At 30.8% G+C, this 20,346-nt stretch carries 16 protein-coding genes; all 16 read left to right on the forward strand.

From position 1 onward, the window contains the following. Window positions 1–150: 150 nt before the first annotated feature. Window positions 151–1,980 (forward strand): translational GTPase TypA, encoded by a 1,830-nt coding sequence (typA, locus tag SERIO_RS01710; RefSeq protein ID WP_047791187.1) that lies wholly within the window; start codon window positions 151–153, stop codon window positions 1,978–1,980. Window positions 1,981–2,165: 185 nt separating this feature from the next. After that, a complete protein-coding gene (locus SERIO_RS01715; protein WP_047791188.1) occupies window positions 2,166–2,633 on the forward strand; it encodes a hypothetical protein in 468 nt (155 codons plus the stop codon). Between the two features lie 268 nt (window positions 2,634–2,901). Further along, window positions 2,902–4,980: a hypothetical protein gene (locus tag SERIO_RS01720; RefSeq protein ID WP_047791189.1), complete on the forward strand. Its 2,079-nt coding sequence runs from the start codon at window positions 2,902–2,904 to the stop codon at window positions 4,978–4,980. Window positions 4,981–5,045: 65 nt separating this feature from the next. Then, window positions 5,046–7,289 carry a hypothetical protein gene (locus tag SERIO_RS01725; protein ID WP_047791190.1) on the forward strand — a complete coding sequence of 748 codons (2,244 nt, stop codon included), beginning with the start codon at window positions 5,046–5,048 and terminating at the stop codon, window positions 7,287–7,289. Window positions 7,290–7,415: 126 nt separating this feature from the next. Beyond that, complete coding sequence (locus SERIO_RS01730) at window positions 7,416–8,078, forward strand: hypothetical protein (protein WP_236682169.1); 663 nt, start codon at window positions 7,416–7,418, stop codon at window positions 8,076–8,078. 12 nt (window positions 8,079–8,090) lie between these two features. Then, complete coding sequence (locus tag SERIO_RS01735) at window positions 8,091–8,837, forward strand: hypothetical protein (RefSeq protein ID WP_047791191.1); 747 nt, start codon at window positions 8,091–8,093, stop codon at window positions 8,835–8,837. Between the two features lie 27 nt (window positions 8,838–8,864). Continuing rightward, window positions 8,865–9,593 (forward strand): hypothetical protein, encoded by a 729-nt coding sequence (locus tag SERIO_RS01740; RefSeq protein WP_047791192.1) that lies wholly within the window; start codon window positions 8,865–8,867, stop codon window positions 9,591–9,593. Between the two features lie 35 nt (window positions 9,594–9,628). Continuing rightward, on the forward strand, window positions 9,629–12,610 hold the full coding sequence (locus tag SERIO_RS01745) for a hypothetical protein (RefSeq protein ID WP_047791193.1): 2,982 nt from the start codon (window positions 9,629–9,631) through the stop codon (window positions 12,608–12,610). An 18-nt stretch (window positions 12,611–12,628) separates the two neighbouring features. After that, window positions 12,629–13,300 carry a hypothetical protein gene (locus SERIO_RS01750; protein WP_047791194.1) on the forward strand — a complete coding sequence of 224 codons (672 nt, stop codon included), beginning with the start codon at window positions 12,629–12,631 and terminating at the stop codon, window positions 13,298–13,300. A gap of 12 nt (window positions 13,301–13,312) precedes the next feature. Next, window positions 13,313–14,788, forward strand: a complete 1,476-nt coding sequence (locus SERIO_RS01755) for an AAA family ATPase (protein WP_047791195.1) — start codon at window positions 13,313–13,315, stop codon at window positions 14,786–14,788. 15 nt (window positions 14,789–14,803) lie between these two features. Then, a complete protein-coding gene (locus tag SERIO_RS01760) occupies window positions 14,804–16,366 on the forward strand; it encodes a VWA domain-containing protein (RefSeq protein WP_047791196.1) in 1,563 nt (520 codons plus the stop codon). Then, the gene (locus SERIO_RS01765) at window positions 16,353–16,862 is read left to right on the forward strand and encodes a dUTP diphosphatase (protein ID WP_047791197.1); all 510 of its coding nucleotides are present in this window, start codon (window positions 16,353–16,355) and stop codon (window positions 16,860–16,862) included. Before SERIO_RS01760 ends, SERIO_RS01765 begins: the two co-directional genes overlap by 14 nt. A gap of 165 nt (window positions 16,863–17,027) precedes the next feature. Next, a complete protein-coding gene (locus SERIO_RS01770) occupies window positions 17,028–17,684 on the forward strand; it encodes a helix-turn-helix domain-containing protein (RefSeq protein ID WP_047791198.1) in 657 nt (218 codons plus the stop codon). Between the two features lie 25 nt (window positions 17,685–17,709). Beyond that, entirely contained in the window at window positions 17,710–18,357 is a 648-nt protein-coding gene (locus SERIO_RS01775; protein WP_047791199.1) for a hypothetical protein, read from the forward strand. Between the two features lie 191 nt (window positions 18,358–18,548). After that, a complete protein-coding gene (locus SERIO_RS01780; protein ID WP_047791200.1) occupies window positions 18,549–19,862 on the forward strand; it encodes a hypothetical protein in 1,314 nt (437 codons plus the stop codon). A gap of 75 nt (window positions 19,863–19,937) precedes the next feature. Next, on the forward strand, window positions 19,938–20,318 hold the full coding sequence (locus tag SERIO_RS01785; protein WP_047791201.1) for a hypothetical protein: 381 nt from the start codon (window positions 19,938–19,940) through the stop codon (window positions 20,316–20,318). Window positions 20,319–20,346 lie beyond the last annotated feature (28 nt).

Consider the following 20,346-nt stretch of genomic DNA (forward strand, 5'->3'; position numbering starts at 1 on the left):
GATTTTATTGTTAATTATGTATTATAAAATTTTTAAGTAAAAATAAGCCACGAAGTTACGAAAAAAATAGGTAATTTGCTAGTAATATGTTAATATTTTATACGGAGTTATAAAAAATACTATTATTTAAAATTTTAAAGGGGAATTTAAATGTCACATCAAAAAATTATTAATATTGCTGTTATTGCCCATGTTGATGCTGGAAAGTCAACCCTCGTGGATGCTTTTTTAGCCCAATCAGGGGTTTTTCGAAGTAATGAAGAAGTTAGTGCCCAAGTTATGGATAGTAATGATTTAGAGCGTGAACGCGGAATTACTATTTATTCAAAAACATGTTCAGTTGTCTATAAAGATATTAAGATTAACATTGTTGATACACCGGGCCATGCTGATTTTTCTTCAGAAGTTGAAAGAATTATGAAGACTGTTGACACTGTTATTTTATTGGTTGATAGTTCGGAAGGGCCAATGCCCCAAACACGGTTTGTTTTATCAAAATCATTAGAACTAGGGTTACGCCCAATATTGTTAGTTAATAAAATTGATAAAAAAGATCAACGGGCAAAAGAGGTTGTTGATGAAGTCTTAGAATTATTTATGGATTTGAATGCTAATGATGACCAGCTGAACTTTCCTACTTTACATGGGATATCTAAAGAAGGAATTGTTAAATATGAACTAGAAGATGAGGGGAAAGATTTAACCCCGTTATTTGAATGTATCATTAATCATGTTGGAGAATATCCACAAGAATTAAGTCAAAATCCAACCCGTCTGCAAATTAGTTCTTTAGACTATGATTCATTTATTGGTCGGTTAGGAATTGGTCGCTTATTTGAGGGAACTATTAAAGTCGGGCAGGAAGTTGCTATTGTTGATAATGCTGGTAATCCCCGTAAGGGAAAAATTACCGAGTTATTTACATACCAAGGTTTAAAAAGAGTGGCTGTTAAAGAAGCATTTGCTGGAGATATTGTCGTGGTGGCGGGAATTACTAATATCTTAATTGGAGATACAGTTTGTGATAAGGATAATATTCGACCAATGCCACCAATCATTATTGAAAAACCAACAATGTCAATGAATTTTCTTGTTAATAAATCCCCATTTGCTGGGAAAGTTGGAAAATATGTCACAACCAGAAATATTAAAGATCGTTTAGACAAGGAATTAGAAATTAATGTCGGTCTACGAGTAGAACCAATGAGTGATTCTAGCGCGGATGGTTTTAAAGTTTATGGTCGTGGTGAATTACATTTAGCTATTCTAATTGAAAATATGCGTCGTGAAGGTTATGAATTAGCAGTTTCGAAACCACAAGTTGTTTTTAAAACAACACCAGAGGGAAATATTTTAGAACCAATGGAAAAAGTTATTATTAGTGTTCCTACAGATTATAGTGGTAGTGTAATTAATAAGTTAAATGTCCGCAAGGGAATTATGATTGATATGGATTCTGATGGAATTCGGGACAAAGTAACTTTTTCAATTCCGACCCGCGGGTTAATTGGTTTTCGTCGAGAATTTACCAATATTACCCATGGGGAAGGGATTATGATTCGTAGTGCCGAAGGCTATGAACCTTATAAGGGAGAAATTGCTAAGCGTCCAAATGGCGTATTAGTAAGTATGACTGCGGGAGTTACCCTTGCTTATGCGTTACGACCTTTAGAAGAACGGGGAATTCTGTTTGTGGGACCCCAAACAAAAGTTTACGAAGGAATGATAGTAGGGCTACATTCACGGAGCAATGATTTATATGTTAATCCTTGTAAAGCAAAACAGTTAACAAATACCAGAGCGGCTGGAAGTGATGAAGCAGTTCGGCTAACTCCCCCGACAGTTTATACTTTAGAAGAATCATTAGAATTTATTGAGTTAGATGAACTTGTTGAAGTAACCCCAACTGATATTCGCTTACGAAAATTATATTTAACGGAAGCTGAACGCAAATTAAATAGCAAAAAAATTATTAAATAATCTTTGCTAATGAAGATAAATATATTATAATAATAAAGTAAATTAAATAAGTTAACAGAGTACAAATAGTACCTAACTAATTCTTACCAATTATGTTAGTGCTATTTGTTTTTTTATTAATATTTAATTTATACATTTAATTTACTTACCATTTTTAATTAAATAATAAAAAGGAGCAACCATATATGGAACTGAAAAAACAAGAAAACTATGATTATCAAAATATTTTAAAAGAAATGAATGAAATTGAAGCTTTAGAAGAAATTAGCACTACTAATAAAAATGCCTTATTTTATTTATCTAAAAACTTTATTGGTTTTCGCACAAAACAAGGAAACTTACAACATAATAAAGCACTAACTGTTAAAATTGATAATTTTTTATCTGATACTTTTGATAACCTCAAAATTAAAAACGAAAATATGATGGGCGAACTAGTTCGCTTAAATAAACGATATTTCCAAATTACCCTTAATCCAAAACAAGAAATGGATAAAATCTTAAGTAAAGCAATTAAACTAGTTGAAAATAAATACCATGATCATTTACACATTTTATTTTCATTATTAGTAGAATATTACATTTCTTTAGACCTAGCAGCTAAAATTAAAGATATTTTAAAAATTATTGGAATGACTTCGCGAGTAATTTAACTTCGGTGTTATCATAATCTATAAGTTCTAATTGATAGGCTTTTAATCTTGATTAAAAGCTTTTTTATTTAATATTTAACTTCCTTTTAAAAATAGATAAAACATTAAATTGTAATTTTGCAAAATTTTGCTATAATGAAAGCAGATTATATAGGAAATAGTCTGAAGGGTTTTTATTTAATATTAAAAAATATGATTATTAATCATATTTTTGGTATTATTAATCTTAAATAAGGGGTTATTTAGGATTAGAAAGGTGTTTGAATTAATGGCAAAAAAACCAGGAAGTTGAAAGGCACTTAATAAAATTACAAAAACAGTTAGTGTTGCGAGCCGTAAAAAATCAGTGATTGCTGCTTTTTGTGCGACATTATATATTGGTGCTCTAATTCCCGGAGCTTATTTTGGTGTTCAATTTTTACAAAATATCCTGAGTTATAATGGAATTAAAACAAATGGAAAACTACCGGATATTAATGAGGGTGATTATTTCCAAGTTGATTTTACTAATACTCCCCTTCGGGACAATTTTAAAGGGCAAAAGACTTTTGAAGAATATAATGTACCAGCGAACCCAACAACGGGAGTTGTTGAGCGTATTAATGTTCGGGCAACTTCTTTACGATTAGAATATGCTTATAATTATATTTTTAACCAAGCACCAAAAACATATATTTCTCGCAATTTCCTTTATAAAAATATTTATAAAGACCCGAATAAAATTGCCATTTTTAAAATTTATACTGATGCTTATGCGCAACATGAGTTGTCATTAAAAGATGTTCAACGAAATAATTTAAATTTAGTTAATAATATCTTATATTTAAAAATTAAATATAATGGAGAAATTCAAAAAAACTTGATTATTATGCCAACCGTTTTTATTGGAATAGAAGGGTTTTTATCTAATTTTATCCAGTTTAAAATGGCTGAAAGTATGAAAAAAGATGAAGATAAGCCAATTGTTTGAACAAACCAAAAAAATATTTTAGGAAAACAAGCAAATGGATTAGTTGTCAAGGGTGAAACTAATGGTCTAAAATTAGATGATGAAGTATATGACCAATATCAAAAATATTTTGATAATTTATATTTAGAAAATAAAGGGGATAATAAGGAATTTGTTGGTGATTATAACCCTTATAGTAACTTTGTTATTTCTAGTGTTTCTGAACAAGACCGCCTGGATCCTTCTTTACCACTACCAGTTATTGATGATTATCAATATTTATTTGATATGAATGCGATTATTAATGATTCCAACCATCATTTTAAAACTACTAATTTAGCAGTTAGCAATTCATCACCGACTCTTGGTAAAGATATTAAAATTAATACTAAATATGTTCCGCAGTTATTTGTGTTTTTAAAAAATGTTTTAGCAACCACAAAAAATCCTAATTTAGTTTTACCAAAAGATATTGTTCCTGATGATTGAAAACCACTTTATGATTTATTAACCCCAAAAACATTGGATATTAATAAACCAGAAGAGTTTTACTTTATGTTCTTACCAGAAGGAGAAACAATTCAAAATATTTTAGAAAATAATATTAATAGTCAAATACGGGAATTATTAAATGGGGAAATTCAGTTTGCTGATTTAGTTGATAAGATGAAAACTGATATTTTAACTAATCCCGCAGACCCCAAATATCAATGGCTATTTAAATGAAATATCCTTCCTTTTCAAACATATGCCAATAGTGAAACCAGTGATTATTTAAATGTTAAAAAACGAACTATTCAAGAAGCAAAGGATTTAGAAATTAATTTGCCATTTATTAACAGTTCGGAATTTATTACAATTGATCATCCCCAATTGCATCATATTCTTAATTTAAAAGGCACAGTAAGTTCACCGGGAATGTTAGATTTTACTAATTTAGCCCAACGAAATTACTTATTTAGTAATTATTGAAATACAACAGGGGTTTATGGCACAGCTTCAAATCAAAATAATGTTATTAAAATTGATCCCCGTTTAGTTAGTGATCCGCACCAATTGCAGAGCTTAATTTTAAAGGAATTTACTAACAATACCTGAAAATTTGCCGAAGATATTAATAACTATACAGCCGGCGTCTATAATGTTTTAAATGGTTATACTAAAGCTCAATACGAAAGTTCGCTAAGTAATGATTATACTATTGAATATAATGTTTTAAATCAATACCATATTAAAAATAATTTTAATGCCTGGGCCACTGATTTAGTAAGCGGAGATAGCGCAAAATATTATCAAAATACCGCCTTCGATTTAATTTTAAAATTAAAAAACCCTAGTGGGGTTGAAAAGCAGTTTCAACAGATTGTTTTCCGTTTTAACTTAGATTATGTAGTATAATTTTATTAATTACGGTATAATGTATATACTAAAAATGGCATTTTTAACATAAGTGAGGTGAGAAAATGAAAAGGTTATTAGCAATCTTAACGGCAACCATGTTAGCAACTTCGTTAGTCCCAACGTTGGTTGCGTGTGGTAATTCCCACTCCGATATTATTGATGGGAAAAAGAATGTTTCAACTGAATTTACTTTAACCAATAGCGTTTATGTTTCTTCGGAAACAAAAGACATTAATGCTGATATTTTAGCCGCGGCTAAAAAAGAGGGGCGAATTGAACAAGGACTTGATCTCCACATGGGAGATATTACGGACCAGGAAAATAATACCTTACCTCCTAATAATGGTGATCAAGAAGCAGGTTATATTGTCTTTACCTTAAAAGATAAACCAGAAATTAGTTATATTGGCTCAATTACAATTTATTTTACTCTTATTAATAGTAGTCCCGTTGATATTACCCAAGACGTTGACCTCTCAGTTACGTTAAAAGATGTTACTAAATATGATGATTTAACAACACTTCAAAATGAGATTTGAGATGAAGCTAAAACACAGTTTACTGCTAACACTCCCGATAATATTAGTGGCTATGATTTATCAGGTTTAGCATTACCAACTAAATTTAACCAACCATTAAGTGAACAATTAATTGCTAAATATAATGGGAAGTTTGATAGTGGTATCAAAAAATACAAGGGAACAATTACAATTAAATTAAATATTATTAGCTATTATATTAACTTACCCCTAGAACTTAAAAATGATGTTGGGGATAAAGATACTTTATACCAATTTATTTGGCAAAATGTTAAAAATAGTCCGGAATTTAGTACTGATCCCCGCGTTTCTGCGAGTTATAAGGATTATGACATTGACTTTAGTAGTGTCGTTGAACCTGGACGTGGCCAAAGCACCAACTTTAAGTTCTTAGCAACTCCGAAAGATGAAAGTGTTAACCATTATCTTCGTGTTGAAGGAAGTTTAACGAAAGATCCTTATACAATGCCAAAAGACATAAGTTTAGCAGTCCCAATTATTGTTTATGAAAAAGATCGTTATCAAGTTGATAAAGCAAAAGTTTGAAGTGATGCTATGGCAATTGCTGGCTTACCGGTAACACCTGAAATGAAGGATTTTGATCTAAGTGGTTGAGATGCAGTAATTAGAAATAATTGGCCAAATATTGGGACAAAACATGCCATTACGTTAGTTGCTAAAAATAACAATACTAACCCTGTCTTTAAAGGTGATACAACTATTCATGCTATTATTATGAATGATGGGGTGGTCAAAACAATTAATACTGGTCCCATATTATTATCAGCTGCTTCAAATCCAACTGTTGACTCAATATTTGTTTCAACTTGACATAATGCGGTTGGTCAATTTGGAGGAGAAATTTCAACCAAATCAACAGATTATGTCGATAGTAAAGGAAATAGTACTATTGATAAATCAGGATTAGAAGCTGCTTATAAACAAGCGGTTGCAACTAAAGGATGAACCGATTATGCAATCAAAGCTCGTGGTGATGCGCAAACAACCGGGAAAGATGCTGATTTAACAATTACCGGTAAGTTACGAATTATTGATAGTCCGTTAACTAAACCAGTTCCAATTAACTATTCAACCCGGGATTATAAATTTAACCAAGATCCCGCAACGATTGATCGTCAAATTAAAACATTAACTACAAGAATTTGAAATGATATCATTGGTTACTCATCATTTAATAATGAAGCGTATACTTTATATGGAGTGTCAAAAAAAATATCTGCTTGGGATAGTGACTATGAACAAAAAGTTGCCGCGGCAATTAAAAACTTTACCCCCGGGGGAAGTCCAAATATTCCACTAGAATTAAAATTCAGATTAAAAGACCAAACTATCTATCAGGGCGAAATGACTGTGCAGATTACTTTAAAATATGATAGTAATAGAATTCCAATGAATCCTAGTGGCGATCCAATTGACGCAACAGCAAATGGACCATTAGTGTTCTACTTAGATAACTTAAATATTCAAAATCCAGGACAATATATTAGAAACTTAATGATAACAATTTGACATAATGCAATTACTTACAACTACGAATTGCAGAAAAAATACCCAAATCTGTTATTACCAACTTCAAACTATAATTACTGAGATGATGAAGTTGTGAGCCGGGTAGTATTACCAACAGTTGATAATCCAGTTTCGGATATTACTTTAGATAACATTATTCCAAAATATAATGGTTTATATGAGGGAACAGTTATTATTAAGATTAAAATTATTTATGATATTAATCATCATCCATAAGAAGAGGAAATCCTCTTCTTTTTTTGGAAAAAAGTTAAAATTTGCCTTTTTTAAGTAAAAAATGCTATAATCAAAATACGAATTAGGTAAATTCGCAGATAGGGCATAATAAAATGGGTGAGATTGATGGCCAAAATTAGTGAAAATCAAGAACTAACTTTACAAGAAACAATGGTTGGCGAAGATAATCAACAACAACCATCTTTTTTAGCGAATTCAGAACCGGTTAACCAACCAGTTTCGCTTCCAGAAGATTTACATCTTACGCGGATGTATTTTAGTAGTCCCGCTGAAATTTTTGGCCGATTATTTATTTTAATTTCCCAAGGATTAATGTTGGGCGTGATTATTATTGTTTCTGCTTCTTTAGCAATGATTGCCACAACGCAGTTACCAATTCCTGCCGCTTTTAACCAATTTGGAGTAGCAGATGGTGTTTTTCGCGGAATGACAGTAGTGATTGCCGTGGGGGGCGTTATTTTTAGTCTAGTTTTTGTCATCCCAATTTTAATTGTCCGTAATATTCGGTTAGTAAAACTAACAGGGATCTTATTAAATTCACTAGGTTTTTTATTCGGTTTAGTAATGTTAGGATTAAGCATTGTTTCTTATTTGTACATTCCCGTGCGGTTAAATTTTCCCGGGTTTATTTTAGCTGCTCTTTGCTGTCTATTAATCTTTACAGGTAGTGTGTTATTATGAAGTGCGGCCATTCATAAAAAAAGCAAATTACGAAAAGCAATTGTGGCTAGTGAACAGTTTACAGCAGTTATTAATCCTGAACAATAAGGAGGTGGGTTAATGGTTAACACGGAAGAAAAATTATTATCTAATAATTCCGCGGAAGAAACCCCTCCCGTGCGTGAATTAAAATTTGTGGAAGATGATCGCCCGGAGAGTCTTAAAAAATTGGATCGTACCGTTAGTGAAAAAGTGACAAGAAATTTAGGAAGTTATGAATTAAAACAACGAATGCAGTTTAAGCATCATGCTTATAATTATGATCTAGGAGCATTTCGTTATTATTTTAAAGATTCAGTAGAAAGTTTTGGGCGAATTGCAATTCTTGTTGGTTCGCTAATGATGATTATTACGGTGGCTCTATTTATTTATCCCTTAGCCCAAACAGCGACCAGTGTTATTTTATCAATTATTGGATCGAAAACCGGGGGGATTGTTGGTTCAAACCTTGATTTAGTAAAACCTTATCTGCAGATTGCCATTATTAGTTTATTATTTTTATGGTTAGCAATAACTATTCTTATTGTAGTACCGATGTTAGTGTGTCGAACAATTAAAACAATGCGAATTTGGTTAGTTGTGGTGGGCATTATTGGCACTGTGAATGGTCTGGGAATAATTGGTTTGGCGGTTGTTTATTCATTATTTATTGCTAATCCAACTAATTGAAAGGCCACAATTTTAGGGGGAGTAGCGTTAGTAATCTTTTTGTTGGGAACTATTATTGTTAGTGTTAATTTAAAACATTATTATCGGGAACTAGAAAATAATGTGGCACAACAAATTAGAACAATTCGTACTCGTTAATATTGTGTGATGAAAGGGGGCAACAATATGATTGGAAAAGTAAGCACTAAACGCGAAGAACTAGCGTTACAATGAAATACGCGGATTGAAGTTGCAACCCGACTTTTAATTCTGGGTTTTTCAGTATTAGGAATGTTTATGGGCTTTTTCTTAGCCGCTGGTTGTGCAATGAGTTTTAATTATATTAAGAATATTACCGGCTTAATTACACACCAAGCCTTTGAAACACAATACATTATTGCGGGAGTTATTGGGTTAATTATTAGTTTATTCTTTTTTGCTTTCATTGGAGTTCCGTATTTACGACTACGCCGGGCAACAAGCTTTAAACCATGAATTATTACTTCTACTGTTTTTACCTTATTTTATTATCTTTTTGGTATTGTGGTGATTTTTTATTTTTGAACCCAGTATAATTATCATAATAATTATTTAATTATTGCCCTAATTGGGTTTATTATTTGTCCGCTAGTAATTATCATTTGTTATGCCTTATTATGACGAGAAGTTGGTAAACAATGAAAATTACGCAAAGTAGCAGAGTATTTACAAGATGAAAAAAGTTTTCGGGTAAAGGATGAGAAATTAAAAAGATTAGAGCAAGAACGGTTAACTTTAATAGAACAAGAAACTTATAAATATGAACAGGAAAAGTTAAAATTAGAAAATCTTCATCCAAATGACCATATTTTAAACCAAGAAACAGTTGTCAATGAAGCAGCCATGGTTGATGTCGATGTTGATAATCAGCAATAACATTACCCAATAAAAAATACGAGGAGGTGAATTATATGAGTGATAATTTTAAGGATAATGAACAGGTATTATCTCCACCAATTAAGCATAAAACCCGTCGAATTAATAAAAAAACTAATTTAAGAATTTTTGCTGTAATTGGTTCAGTGGCGATTGCCTTAGGGTCGGCCGGAATGATTTATGCTTTTGTCGCGCCTTCTTCATATAATGAAACTGACCCGTGACGAGATGCTATTCCATTAGGAGATAAAATTACCAATTATATTAATGGATTATTATCCAAAGATTTAGCCCAACCCGAAAATCTTAATACCTATGTTCATTTTACTTTGTCAGAAAAACCAACGATTGATAATTATGCCAATAGTAAAGATACCGATTTAATTCGAAATGTCTTCCAAACGAGTGATTGAATTAGTGCCGACTTAACGAAAGTAGAAGCATTACTAGCGGGGACAGGAGCTAAATTATCAGGAACCAATATTATTTATAAAGGTTCTCAAATGAAATTGACCTTACTACCCCGTGTGTTAAGTTATCCTTATAATGCTGGGGATGATAAATATGGTCTAATGTATTTAGATACGAGCGCTGCAAAGCAAGGAATGTTTAGTTACAAAATGCGCTTTGCTTTGGAACTGGTGGCCAGTGATGGTGCTAATAATTATATTGATTTAAAAAAACGAGTTGATTATTGATATGAAATCCCACATTTAATTACCATTGCGCAGTTGTTAAATTTAGCAAATAATTCTGAAATTCAAAAGTTTATTCAAGATACCAAGTTAGATTTGAATACTACTAATGAACAACTTTTAAGTAAGTTATTAAAACAGTATTATCGTTTAAATAATGATGATCACAACCAAAATATTATTGTTAACCAAGAAATTACTGGTATTAATGATAGACCATTTGCACCAATTAAAACAGCGGGGGCTTCAGCAGATGATTTTGCTGTCAATGTTTTATATGATAGTCGTAAAATTAATAGTTTTGACCAGTTAGGAGCTAGTTTATTCAATAATCACCAGGCGGGTTATGACACAATTGCCAAAATTTTTAATACCTTAAATGTCCAAATGCCAATTTTTTCCAATGTTGGTGGCAATGGGGGGTTTACTCGCTATGATAAAACTCCTGTTAAACCAAATCCCCAAGATAATTTTGGATTACCAATGGGAGCTGAAAAAGTTAATAGTTATCAGGGTTATATTAAAGACTTAGGGGTTGAAAGTGATAATATGCAGATTTGAAATTCTGAGCACCAAATTTTTCATAACCAAGTGCAAATTGACTTTTTAGATACCAAACGAATACCCACGGATTTATACTATAACCAACAAACTTATACTAATCGGGCCCTTAATTTAGATAGTTATCAGTATCTGAATGACTTTCAAACGCTTGTTGATAATATTCAATATGATGACACCAATGCTGCGCTTGATTTACGTTTGACCCAGCTAATTCCGATGGCTAAAAATAACTTGACGAGATATTTATGAAATAATTTAAATGATCCGAATGCTCCGCGGGATGTTAATTTAAAAGAATTAACAATTTCAACAAATGGGACCAGTGAAATTCGGGGAACAACTAATTCCTTAAATCCCCCTGTTAACGGGCAAGAGCGGGGGAATGTTAATAAAGTTTATCAAGATCGTGTCTTTACTCTACCGAAAGTTAATGTCAAAGCTACTTTTTGATTAAATGATGCGAAAACACAAACAAAAGATATTAAAACGGCTTTCACTTTACCATCAAAAGTTGTACTAGATTCTCGTGGGGTTGATAAAAATGATTTAAATACCCAATGAATAGCTAATAAAGTTAAAGATAAAATTAGTCGTGAACGGTTTTCGACTTTAACTAGTCAATATACTTTTGAAAATAAAATTAAAAGTACTTTTTTAAACACCACGGTGGAATGAGCGCGCGCCTTTCCTCACGGAACCAAAGGAGAATATCCAGTTAATTTACCAATTTTGAATGATTTTAATTTTGATATCACGCCCCCTAATGGTCGCAATAATGGTAATAATTTAAAAGTAGGAGCTTATAGTGTTAAAGTACAGGCTTTGGGTTCCTCGTTAAATTTTCAAGGAGTAACAACTTTCGCAAACATCCAAGTTGTTAAAGCTAATTTTAATGAATTATCCTTACCGATGCTTTCAATGTCAACGATGGATACCAATGCTGCTTTATACAAGCGAATTCAAGAAAGTATTATCCGAACTGCTCGGGATAATGGGTTAGAATTAGAAACAAGCGATTTTACAATTCTGGGTCTTGACCCTAATGATCAAAATCACTTGATTCCTGGCCATCAAGCAATTCGTGTTACGGCTGGAGGCGGTGATAGTTTAATTAGGGGCGATACTACAATTGATGTAACAGTTGCAAAAGCCAATGTAGAAAGTTATTTGGGAAATCAAATTAATTTAAGAGCTTATACGATGAATGATCATGGTAATGATATTATTGCCCAAGCCCAAGAACAATTTCGAAAAGGACTTAGTGGATTAAATTTAGACCAAAGAATTATTAATCAGTTTAATTTTATCTTATATGAGCCAAATGGTCGGATGGCAAATCCGAACGAGAAATTAGTGGGCGGATTATATACCTTAACAATTATTGCTGATAATAGTGGGGATAATCCCTTCTATGGTAGCATTCAAAAAGAGATTAATGTTCCTCGCGAAAGCTTAGATAAAATAAGAACGGCGATTACGGTTAATGCTAACGAAATTAATTTAGCGGCAAGCCCCGCCCCAACAGTTCAAACGTTACAGAATAAGTACCAAAACAAGATTTTCAATTATTTTAATCAAAATAATTGAAATCTTAGTAGAATATCCTATAATATTGAAGTAAAATTAAATAATAATTGGTTACAACCAACCACCCAATTACAGGCTGGGAATTATTATATTAAGATTAGCTTTACTGGTGATTATTTAGAAAATGGGTTTGTAGAATTTAACATAACTCTCCAAAACCCAACCCAATAGAAAGGAAGAGTGATAAGGATGAATAAAAAACCAACTTATGGTAGTAAATTTCCTGATTTAGAGTTGCTTGATAACGCTGAGCAACGAGCTAAATATGAAGAAGAAATTGCGGAATTATCAGAACAAGAACAAAAGAAATTTAGTTATATTTCACCAACTCAACATAATGATTTTTCCCAACGACGTATGTACTGAAGTAGTACGATGGAACAAGTTGGTCGGGGATTTATTATTTTTGCCCAAATCTTAGCAATTACTCTTGCCTATTTTATTGGTCAAAAAGTTATTTTGATTGCCGTTGGTAGTTTTGTTAATCCAAACTTAGAAATTACCAAGGGAATTTATGTTCGTGATTTTTTAGCATATGGATTCTTAATTATTACAGTTTTATTTGGTTTATTATATTTTATTCCAATGGCGATTTGTCGTACAGCCGGGGCAGTTTATGGGTGAGCAATTACTTATATTATGTTAGCAATTTTATATTTCTTATTCTTAGAAATTATTTGTGCTGTTTTATTAGTTTTATCAAGTATTAAAGTATCATCAAATGATAGTGGTGATATTAATACTTGAATTCCAGTTTTTATGATTGTCGTGTTGGTAATTACTTCAATTTGAATAGTGGGTGCTTGTATTTTATTAGTAAAATCTGATGATGTAAAACGTAAAATCAGTTTAGAAGTGTAGGGGGAAGATAGGATGACATTAACACAAAGATTAGAAGAGTTAACGAAACAATTACAAAAAGATGTTTATGAAAAAGAGGTTATTTTTAAGTTAGCAATGTTAGCAATGCTTAGTGGCGAATCAATTTTTCTATTGGGGAAACCCGGGATTGCGAAATCATTAGTCGCCCGTCGTCTTAAACATGCTTTTAAAAATGGAACAATTTTTGAATATTTAATGAACCGGTTTTCAACTCCCGAAGAAATTTTTGGTCCAATTTCAATTGAAGATTTACAACGGGGAGTTTATAAACGACTAATAGATAAATACTTACCAACTGCTGAAATTGTCTTCTTGGATGAAATTTGAAAAGCGGGGCCTTCAATTCAAAATACCTTATTAACAATTATTAATGAAAAGATTTTTCGAAATGCTGGAGTAGACATTAAAGTACCGATGAAATTATTAATTTCTGCTTCGAATGAATTACCAGCGGAAGGACAAGGTTTAGAAGCTTTATATGACCGTTTTATTATTCGTTATATTGCGCAAGGTTTAAAAGAAGAGGAAAACTTTAATGATATGATTGCAGGGGTTACCAATTTAGATGTCCAAGTTGATGAGGCCTTACAAATTACCCATGAGGAATATGATGTGTGACGAAAAGAAATTAACCAGGTTAAAATGGAACAAGATACTTTTGATTTTATTAACCGTTTTCGTAAAGCGATGTATGTTGCCACCGAAGGACAATATTATATTTCGGATCGGCGTTGAAAGAAAATTGCGCATTTAATGAAAGCATCGGCTTATTATAATGGCCGCGATACAGTTGATAAACCGGACTGGTTAGTCATTCCTTATTGTATTTGAGATGATGAACAGCAAGAAGAAGAATATACAGCAATTTTTAATGAATTTTATTTAGATGCGTTAACATTTGATGTTAAGCAAAAGAAAATTCGTCTTGATAAGGAACTAGAAGAATTAGCGCATCAATATGATGATATTCAAGAATCAATTAGTAAAAAAAGTGAATATTATGATATTTTTGATGGGAAAGTGCAGGGAACTTTTCACCGGATTTTTTGATCAGATGCCCAATACCCAGTGTGTTTCATTCGGGTAGAAGATTTTATTGATGCTCGTCATAATAAAGAACAACCAACCTTAGTTGAATTATACTATGGAGAAGACTTAGATAATATGCATGATGTTATGCAAACAGAAGTTATTTATTTAAATGATAAAACATTAAAAAACTTAACTTTAAATTCTAACATGACTGTTGAAGTTAAAAATGCTAAAGGGGATAATAGTGCCGCTGAAATTGAGCGAAAAATTTTAGCCGTTGAAAAAGAAATTGATAGTTTAGAAACTGCTTTTCCTGATGAAAAACACCGTCTTTTAGCTGAACCATGTATTTTCTTCAAAGAAGCTTATTATTTAGCAGTTAATAATGCTTTTGATGGCCAAGAATTAAAATTTGATGAATCAACACCTAATTAAAGGGGGAATTTGTTGATGAAAGGGTATTTAGAGGATCGCTTAGATAAAAAAATGAATACTTACTTATCTAAACTAAAAAATCAGGATTTGCAAAATCCTCATTTTGTGTTGTTTAAACAAAACAATAAGTGATTAGCTGATACTTTTGATCAGCAAATTACTGCTTTTTATGATGAAAAAATTAAAAAAGAAATTCGCAGGATTACCTTACCGAGTGAAATGGAAAAAGAAATTTATTTATTAAACTGGGTTAAAGTTAATGGTTATAGTGCTTTAAAGGAAAACTATGCCAAAACTCAAGATTTTTTGTTTAAAGTTAAATCACCATTTTATGATCGGTTAAATTTTTATCGTTATGAGTTCAATAAAAAAGATAATGATCCCTCATTATTATTTAAAGATTTTATTAATAGTTGAGAAGGAATCTTAATTAAACGAATTGCAGATTATCGCTTTGCGAAAATTGAAGAATTACGAAATAAGTATTTGCAAGAACTTTATAATCGGATTGAAATTATGCAAAAAACTAATAAGCTACTCAAAACAGTTTGAAACTTTTTTGGTTTAATGTGAAGCCCAGAAGAAAACCTAACAAAAAGTCTAAAAATGGATGCCATTGAAAAATTTGCCGAGTTTTTAAAACAAAACCCTGCTATTATGGAAATTGCTACTTTATTAGGGCGCTACCATGGGGAAAGCAAGTTAATTGAGGAAAGATTAGCTGAAGAAATTGTGATGGATTATGAATGGCAGCCAATTGGAAATTCTCCCGAAGAAATTGTGGGGGCCACTGAATCAAAAGATTTAGAGCATATGTTTCCAGCGGAATTAGTTCTTTTAAAAGATCCTGTATTAAAATACATTTTTTATAAAAAATTTATTGAAGGAAAACTAACTACTTTTGAGTTTATTTCGCAGGATCAGGTCCCGGTTGAAAAAATTAAATTAAATATTGTTAAAACGAGAGTTCCCGAAGAAAAAGGGCCAATTATTTTATGTATTGATACTTCTTCATCAATGCGGGGAAACCCTGAACAAATTGCCAAGGCTTTATCTTTAGCAATTGTTAAAATTGCCTTGCAAGAAAAACGCCCTTGTTATATGATAAATTTTTCAACTAATTTAGATGTCTATGATTTTTCTTCTGTTCGTAATTCCGTTCCAAATTTAATTAAATTTCTATCAAAAAGTTTTAGTGGGAGCACTGATATTGAGCCAGCAATTAACCACGCATTAAATGTGATGGAAAAAAATGAATATTTTAATGCTGATTTGTTAATGATTAGTGATCTTTTAACCTCTGATTTATCAGAACGAACAACTGCAAAAATTAACCAGTTAAAATTACGCCGTAATCGTTTTCATGCAATAGTAATTGGTACAATGGGCCATGAATCACCAGCAAGTGCTTTTGACAATGCTTGAATCTATGATCCACGTGATCCTTTTGCATCTGAACGAATTATTGCATCGTTAACTGACCAAGTCGGAACTAAATATAATAATCATCCCGAAGCCAAAAATTTGTTAAAATTAATTAAGGAAGGAAAGGTGGATCTGAACTATGATAAGCAATAACGAACTAGTTAACTTGGCTGTTAACCAAACTAAATTAGATCATCATATTTATCAAAAACATAATATTAATGAAAGAGATACTTTGGAAAAACGAATTTTAGCTTTTTTAATTGAATTAGCTGAATTTATTAATGAACAACGTGATTTTAAATATTGAAGTTTAAAACCACCATCAGAACGCGCAGTGTTACTTGAAGAATATATTGATGGTATTCATTTTTTAATTAGCATTGGGAATACTTTAAAAGTAGATTTTAATGAGTTTAATTATCAACCAAGTGATTTAAGTTTATCAACTAATTTAACAACAATTTATTTGAATTGTTTTGTTGAATATACGAACTTTATTAAAGATCATAGTGTTACTAATTATTTTAATGTTTTAACAAGTTATTTTGTGATTGCCGAAAAATTAAACTTTACAGAACAAGAATTATTAACTGCATATAATCAAAAAAATGCTACTAATTTTGCTCGGCAAGCTAATAATTATTAAAAAGACTAAAATATTTTTATTTTCTTTTTTTATTTAATAAATAATATTATTGTTCTTTTGTTTTACGCTATTTTTTGCTATAATACTTTTTGAGTTAAAATTACTCGTAATTTTACTTAAGAATGAAAATATTACATAATTTGGATAGAAAAAACAGGAGAAAATATGAGGTCTAACCTAACACGAAAGCAATTATATAATTGCATTTTAGAAGATATTTTGTCGGGTCGGTATCGTCCCAATGCCGTTCTTAATAAAATTCCTTTTTGTGCTAAATATGATGTTAGTAAGGAAGAAGTTGATAATGTTTTTGCAGCCTTAACTGATGATTATTTAATTGCCTATGATCAAAAGAAAGGATATTTTATTAAGAAATATTTAGAATCAGAAATTAAACAGTTAGTATATTTAAACTATACAATTACCACAATTCGGTTTATTAAATTAATGCATAGTTTAACTCCGAGTGTAATTGAAAAAATTAATAGTTGTTTGCAAGAATTAAAAAAGCTTAGTCATCAAAAAAATGATTTAACTAAAATAATGCAGGTAATTGATAATGTTGTTGATAATATTACCCAAATTGTCAAAACACCATTATTAGATAATATTTTAAAAAAAGCTATTAACTTATGATTATATACTCGCAAAGTAATTGCTTATAACATTCAAATGTATGGTAAACAATTAATTAATTTTTATATAAAGGTGCTAGAGTTAACTTTAAGTCAAGATGAAAAAAGTTTACGCGAGTTTTTATTAAGTTTTATCAATATATGAGAAACTGCTTTTTTAGAATACTATGGCAAAATTTTAAAATAATTTTACGAATGGAAAGGAACTAACCATGGCCCTGAAAAAATGAACTGACCGGGAAATTATCATTGATTTATTAACAAAGATTGCTAATAAAACTTATCAAGTTAACGAACCAATTAGTATTTTTAATCTTGTTGATACCTACCAGCTTTCGGAAGTGCAAGCTAAATTCTTTTTAGATAAGATTGCAGATAGTTTTTTATTAAAAACTACTAAAAGTGGGGATTATCTTGTGCGTCAATTAACAATTGCTGAAATTGAAGATATTTTTTTAATCCGCGCTTCAATAGTTGAGATGAAATATACACGATTAATCAAAGCACTAACGTCCAAGAATAAAAAGGAATACTACCAAATCCTCGCCGAAGTTCAAAGGTGGGATTCTGCTAATCTTTACCAAATTATTGAAATTGAAACAAAAATGTTTTATTTTTTAAACCGGGTAGTTCCTTGTGATTTAATTAATAATATTTTTGAAGAAGAAACTTTACTATCCTTATTTTTACGAATTTATAGTTTGATTAATATTCCTGAGCAACCCCAACAAATTAAAAATTTTTATCTAAAAATAGCCGACTATTTAATTAATAATAAAATAAAAAACTTACATCATTTTATTTATGAAACCCTTAAAAATGCTCAGGATACATTTATTAGGACATATTTAAATAATTAAGAATTTTTATTGTCTAAATATAATAATTATTTTCCCATGATAATTATTGTGATTTTTTCAAAATAATTTATTATAAGGTGTATACTTAAATTTAAAAATAAGTATAAAATACTATTGTTAACAGAGTACTAGAAGTGCCTAACAAATATTTTTTGTTAGGCACTTTTTTATAAGATATGAAGGAGAATAAAATGCCACAAAATGAACAAAATAATCGAATAAAAGTAGAATATAAAATAGTAACAAAAATTATTAATACTGATAATAGAACTGCTGAGTGTTTAATTTCTGAAGAATATAATGTTGATGAGACATCAGAAATTCTTAAAGAGGGGATATTAAAATTAGCTAATTCGATGAAGATTCCATTGAAAAAACCTAACTTAGTTCAGCAAGAAGTTTGTTCAATTGGTTATGATCCCGAAAAAGATGGCAGTAATTATGATGAAATTTTTGGAATTAATTCTTGAACAATTAAAATTATTAATAAAAGTCCTGAAATAGCGGGAGTGTTACAAATGATAAGTGCTATTACTTCTTTTACACTTCCTGTTAAATATGATGTTTGAAAAAAAGTTAATATTTATTTGTTATCCGGAGAAGCACTTAGTTATGCAGGTCGACCATTTATTGAGCGAAAATTACACCATAAAGAGTGATTAACATATAACCAACAAACAGTTTTAAAATTATTATTAGTATTGAGTAATCTCTCCCTGGTGGCATCGGGGATTTATACTATTATTTATAATTATGGGGAAGAACCAGAAGATGATAGTGTCTGAGAATTTCTGAAAGCAAAATTTTTTGGGAATGAAATTTCTAAATTTGCTTTAGCAGCCCAATTGGCACCCTTGGCCCAGGCGATAACTACTTTTGCTCCTGACAGTTGTAAAAATATTATTAAAAGTATTATTTCGGGAATCGGAATTACCCGGGGTAGTTGTGGGCTTAAGTTTGCTTATGATTTAATTATTAAAGAAATTAATAATAAAAAATATGTTGCTAATTATGGAGCTGCTATCTTAGGCGTTAGCATTCCGATTGCTTTAAACTACCTTGTTGATTTAATTGCTTATTCAAGCCCATCTTTAAAGTGACTAAAACAAAAATTAATGTGAAAATTTAAAGGTGCTAATTGTGAAAGTATCAGTGGTCAATCGGAATATTCAAGACTCCTTGATTCAGAATCACAAGATTGTCCTGACAGTAATCAAACGCATGTTGAACCAATTATGAATAGTTGTTGTTCAAATGGGTTGATTCTTACAAATGAAAAATCTGGAGGGCAGGATAAAATATTAGTTATTGATCAAGATAAGATACGCGCTACAATTGATACACAACATAGATTAATTTGAAACGACAAAAAAAATCAAATTATTTTAAAAGAAAAGCAGAATGAATTAGCACAAAGCAATCAGAAAAATGTTAATAATGTTATTATTATTCAGGAATCAGAGCAAGAATCAGAGCAAGAATCATCTATTTTTTGTTGCTGATAAGTTTTTAAAAAATATTGTTTGTCATATGTTATAATTACCATAGGAGCAGAATTGTTATTTAGCAAGGGGGCGACTATGAAAAATACCGAGGAATGTGAAGTTGAACTAACCGGAATTATTGAAAATAATAGCCAACAGTTACTTCCACAATACATTAGAGACATTGCAATTGCTAAAGAATGATTAGAGGAATTAATTGCCCGTGAGAGCGTGACCAACGAAGACTTATTGGCAATAAACAAATTATTAACTGACTTACTAACAAAAATCAGAATTGACCAACAATGCCAACATCAAAAAATCACAGCAACACCACTAGAAGTTGATGTTGAACAAATGACTGTGACTTGGGATCTTTTTTGTGAAGGCTGTTCAATTCGTAAAGAAAAAACTAGTAATTTAGATTTATCAGTACCCTTATCAGAGTTAGCAAAAGCAATCCCGTTTAATGAATAAAAAAATAACATTGATAAATGTTATTTTT

Origin of the sequence: Spiroplasma eriocheiris (assembly GCF_001029265.1) — a bacterium.
Classification (GTDB): domain Bacteria; phylum Bacillota_I; class Bacilli_A; order Mycoplasmatales; family Mycoplasmataceae; genus Spiroplasma; species Spiroplasma eriocheiris.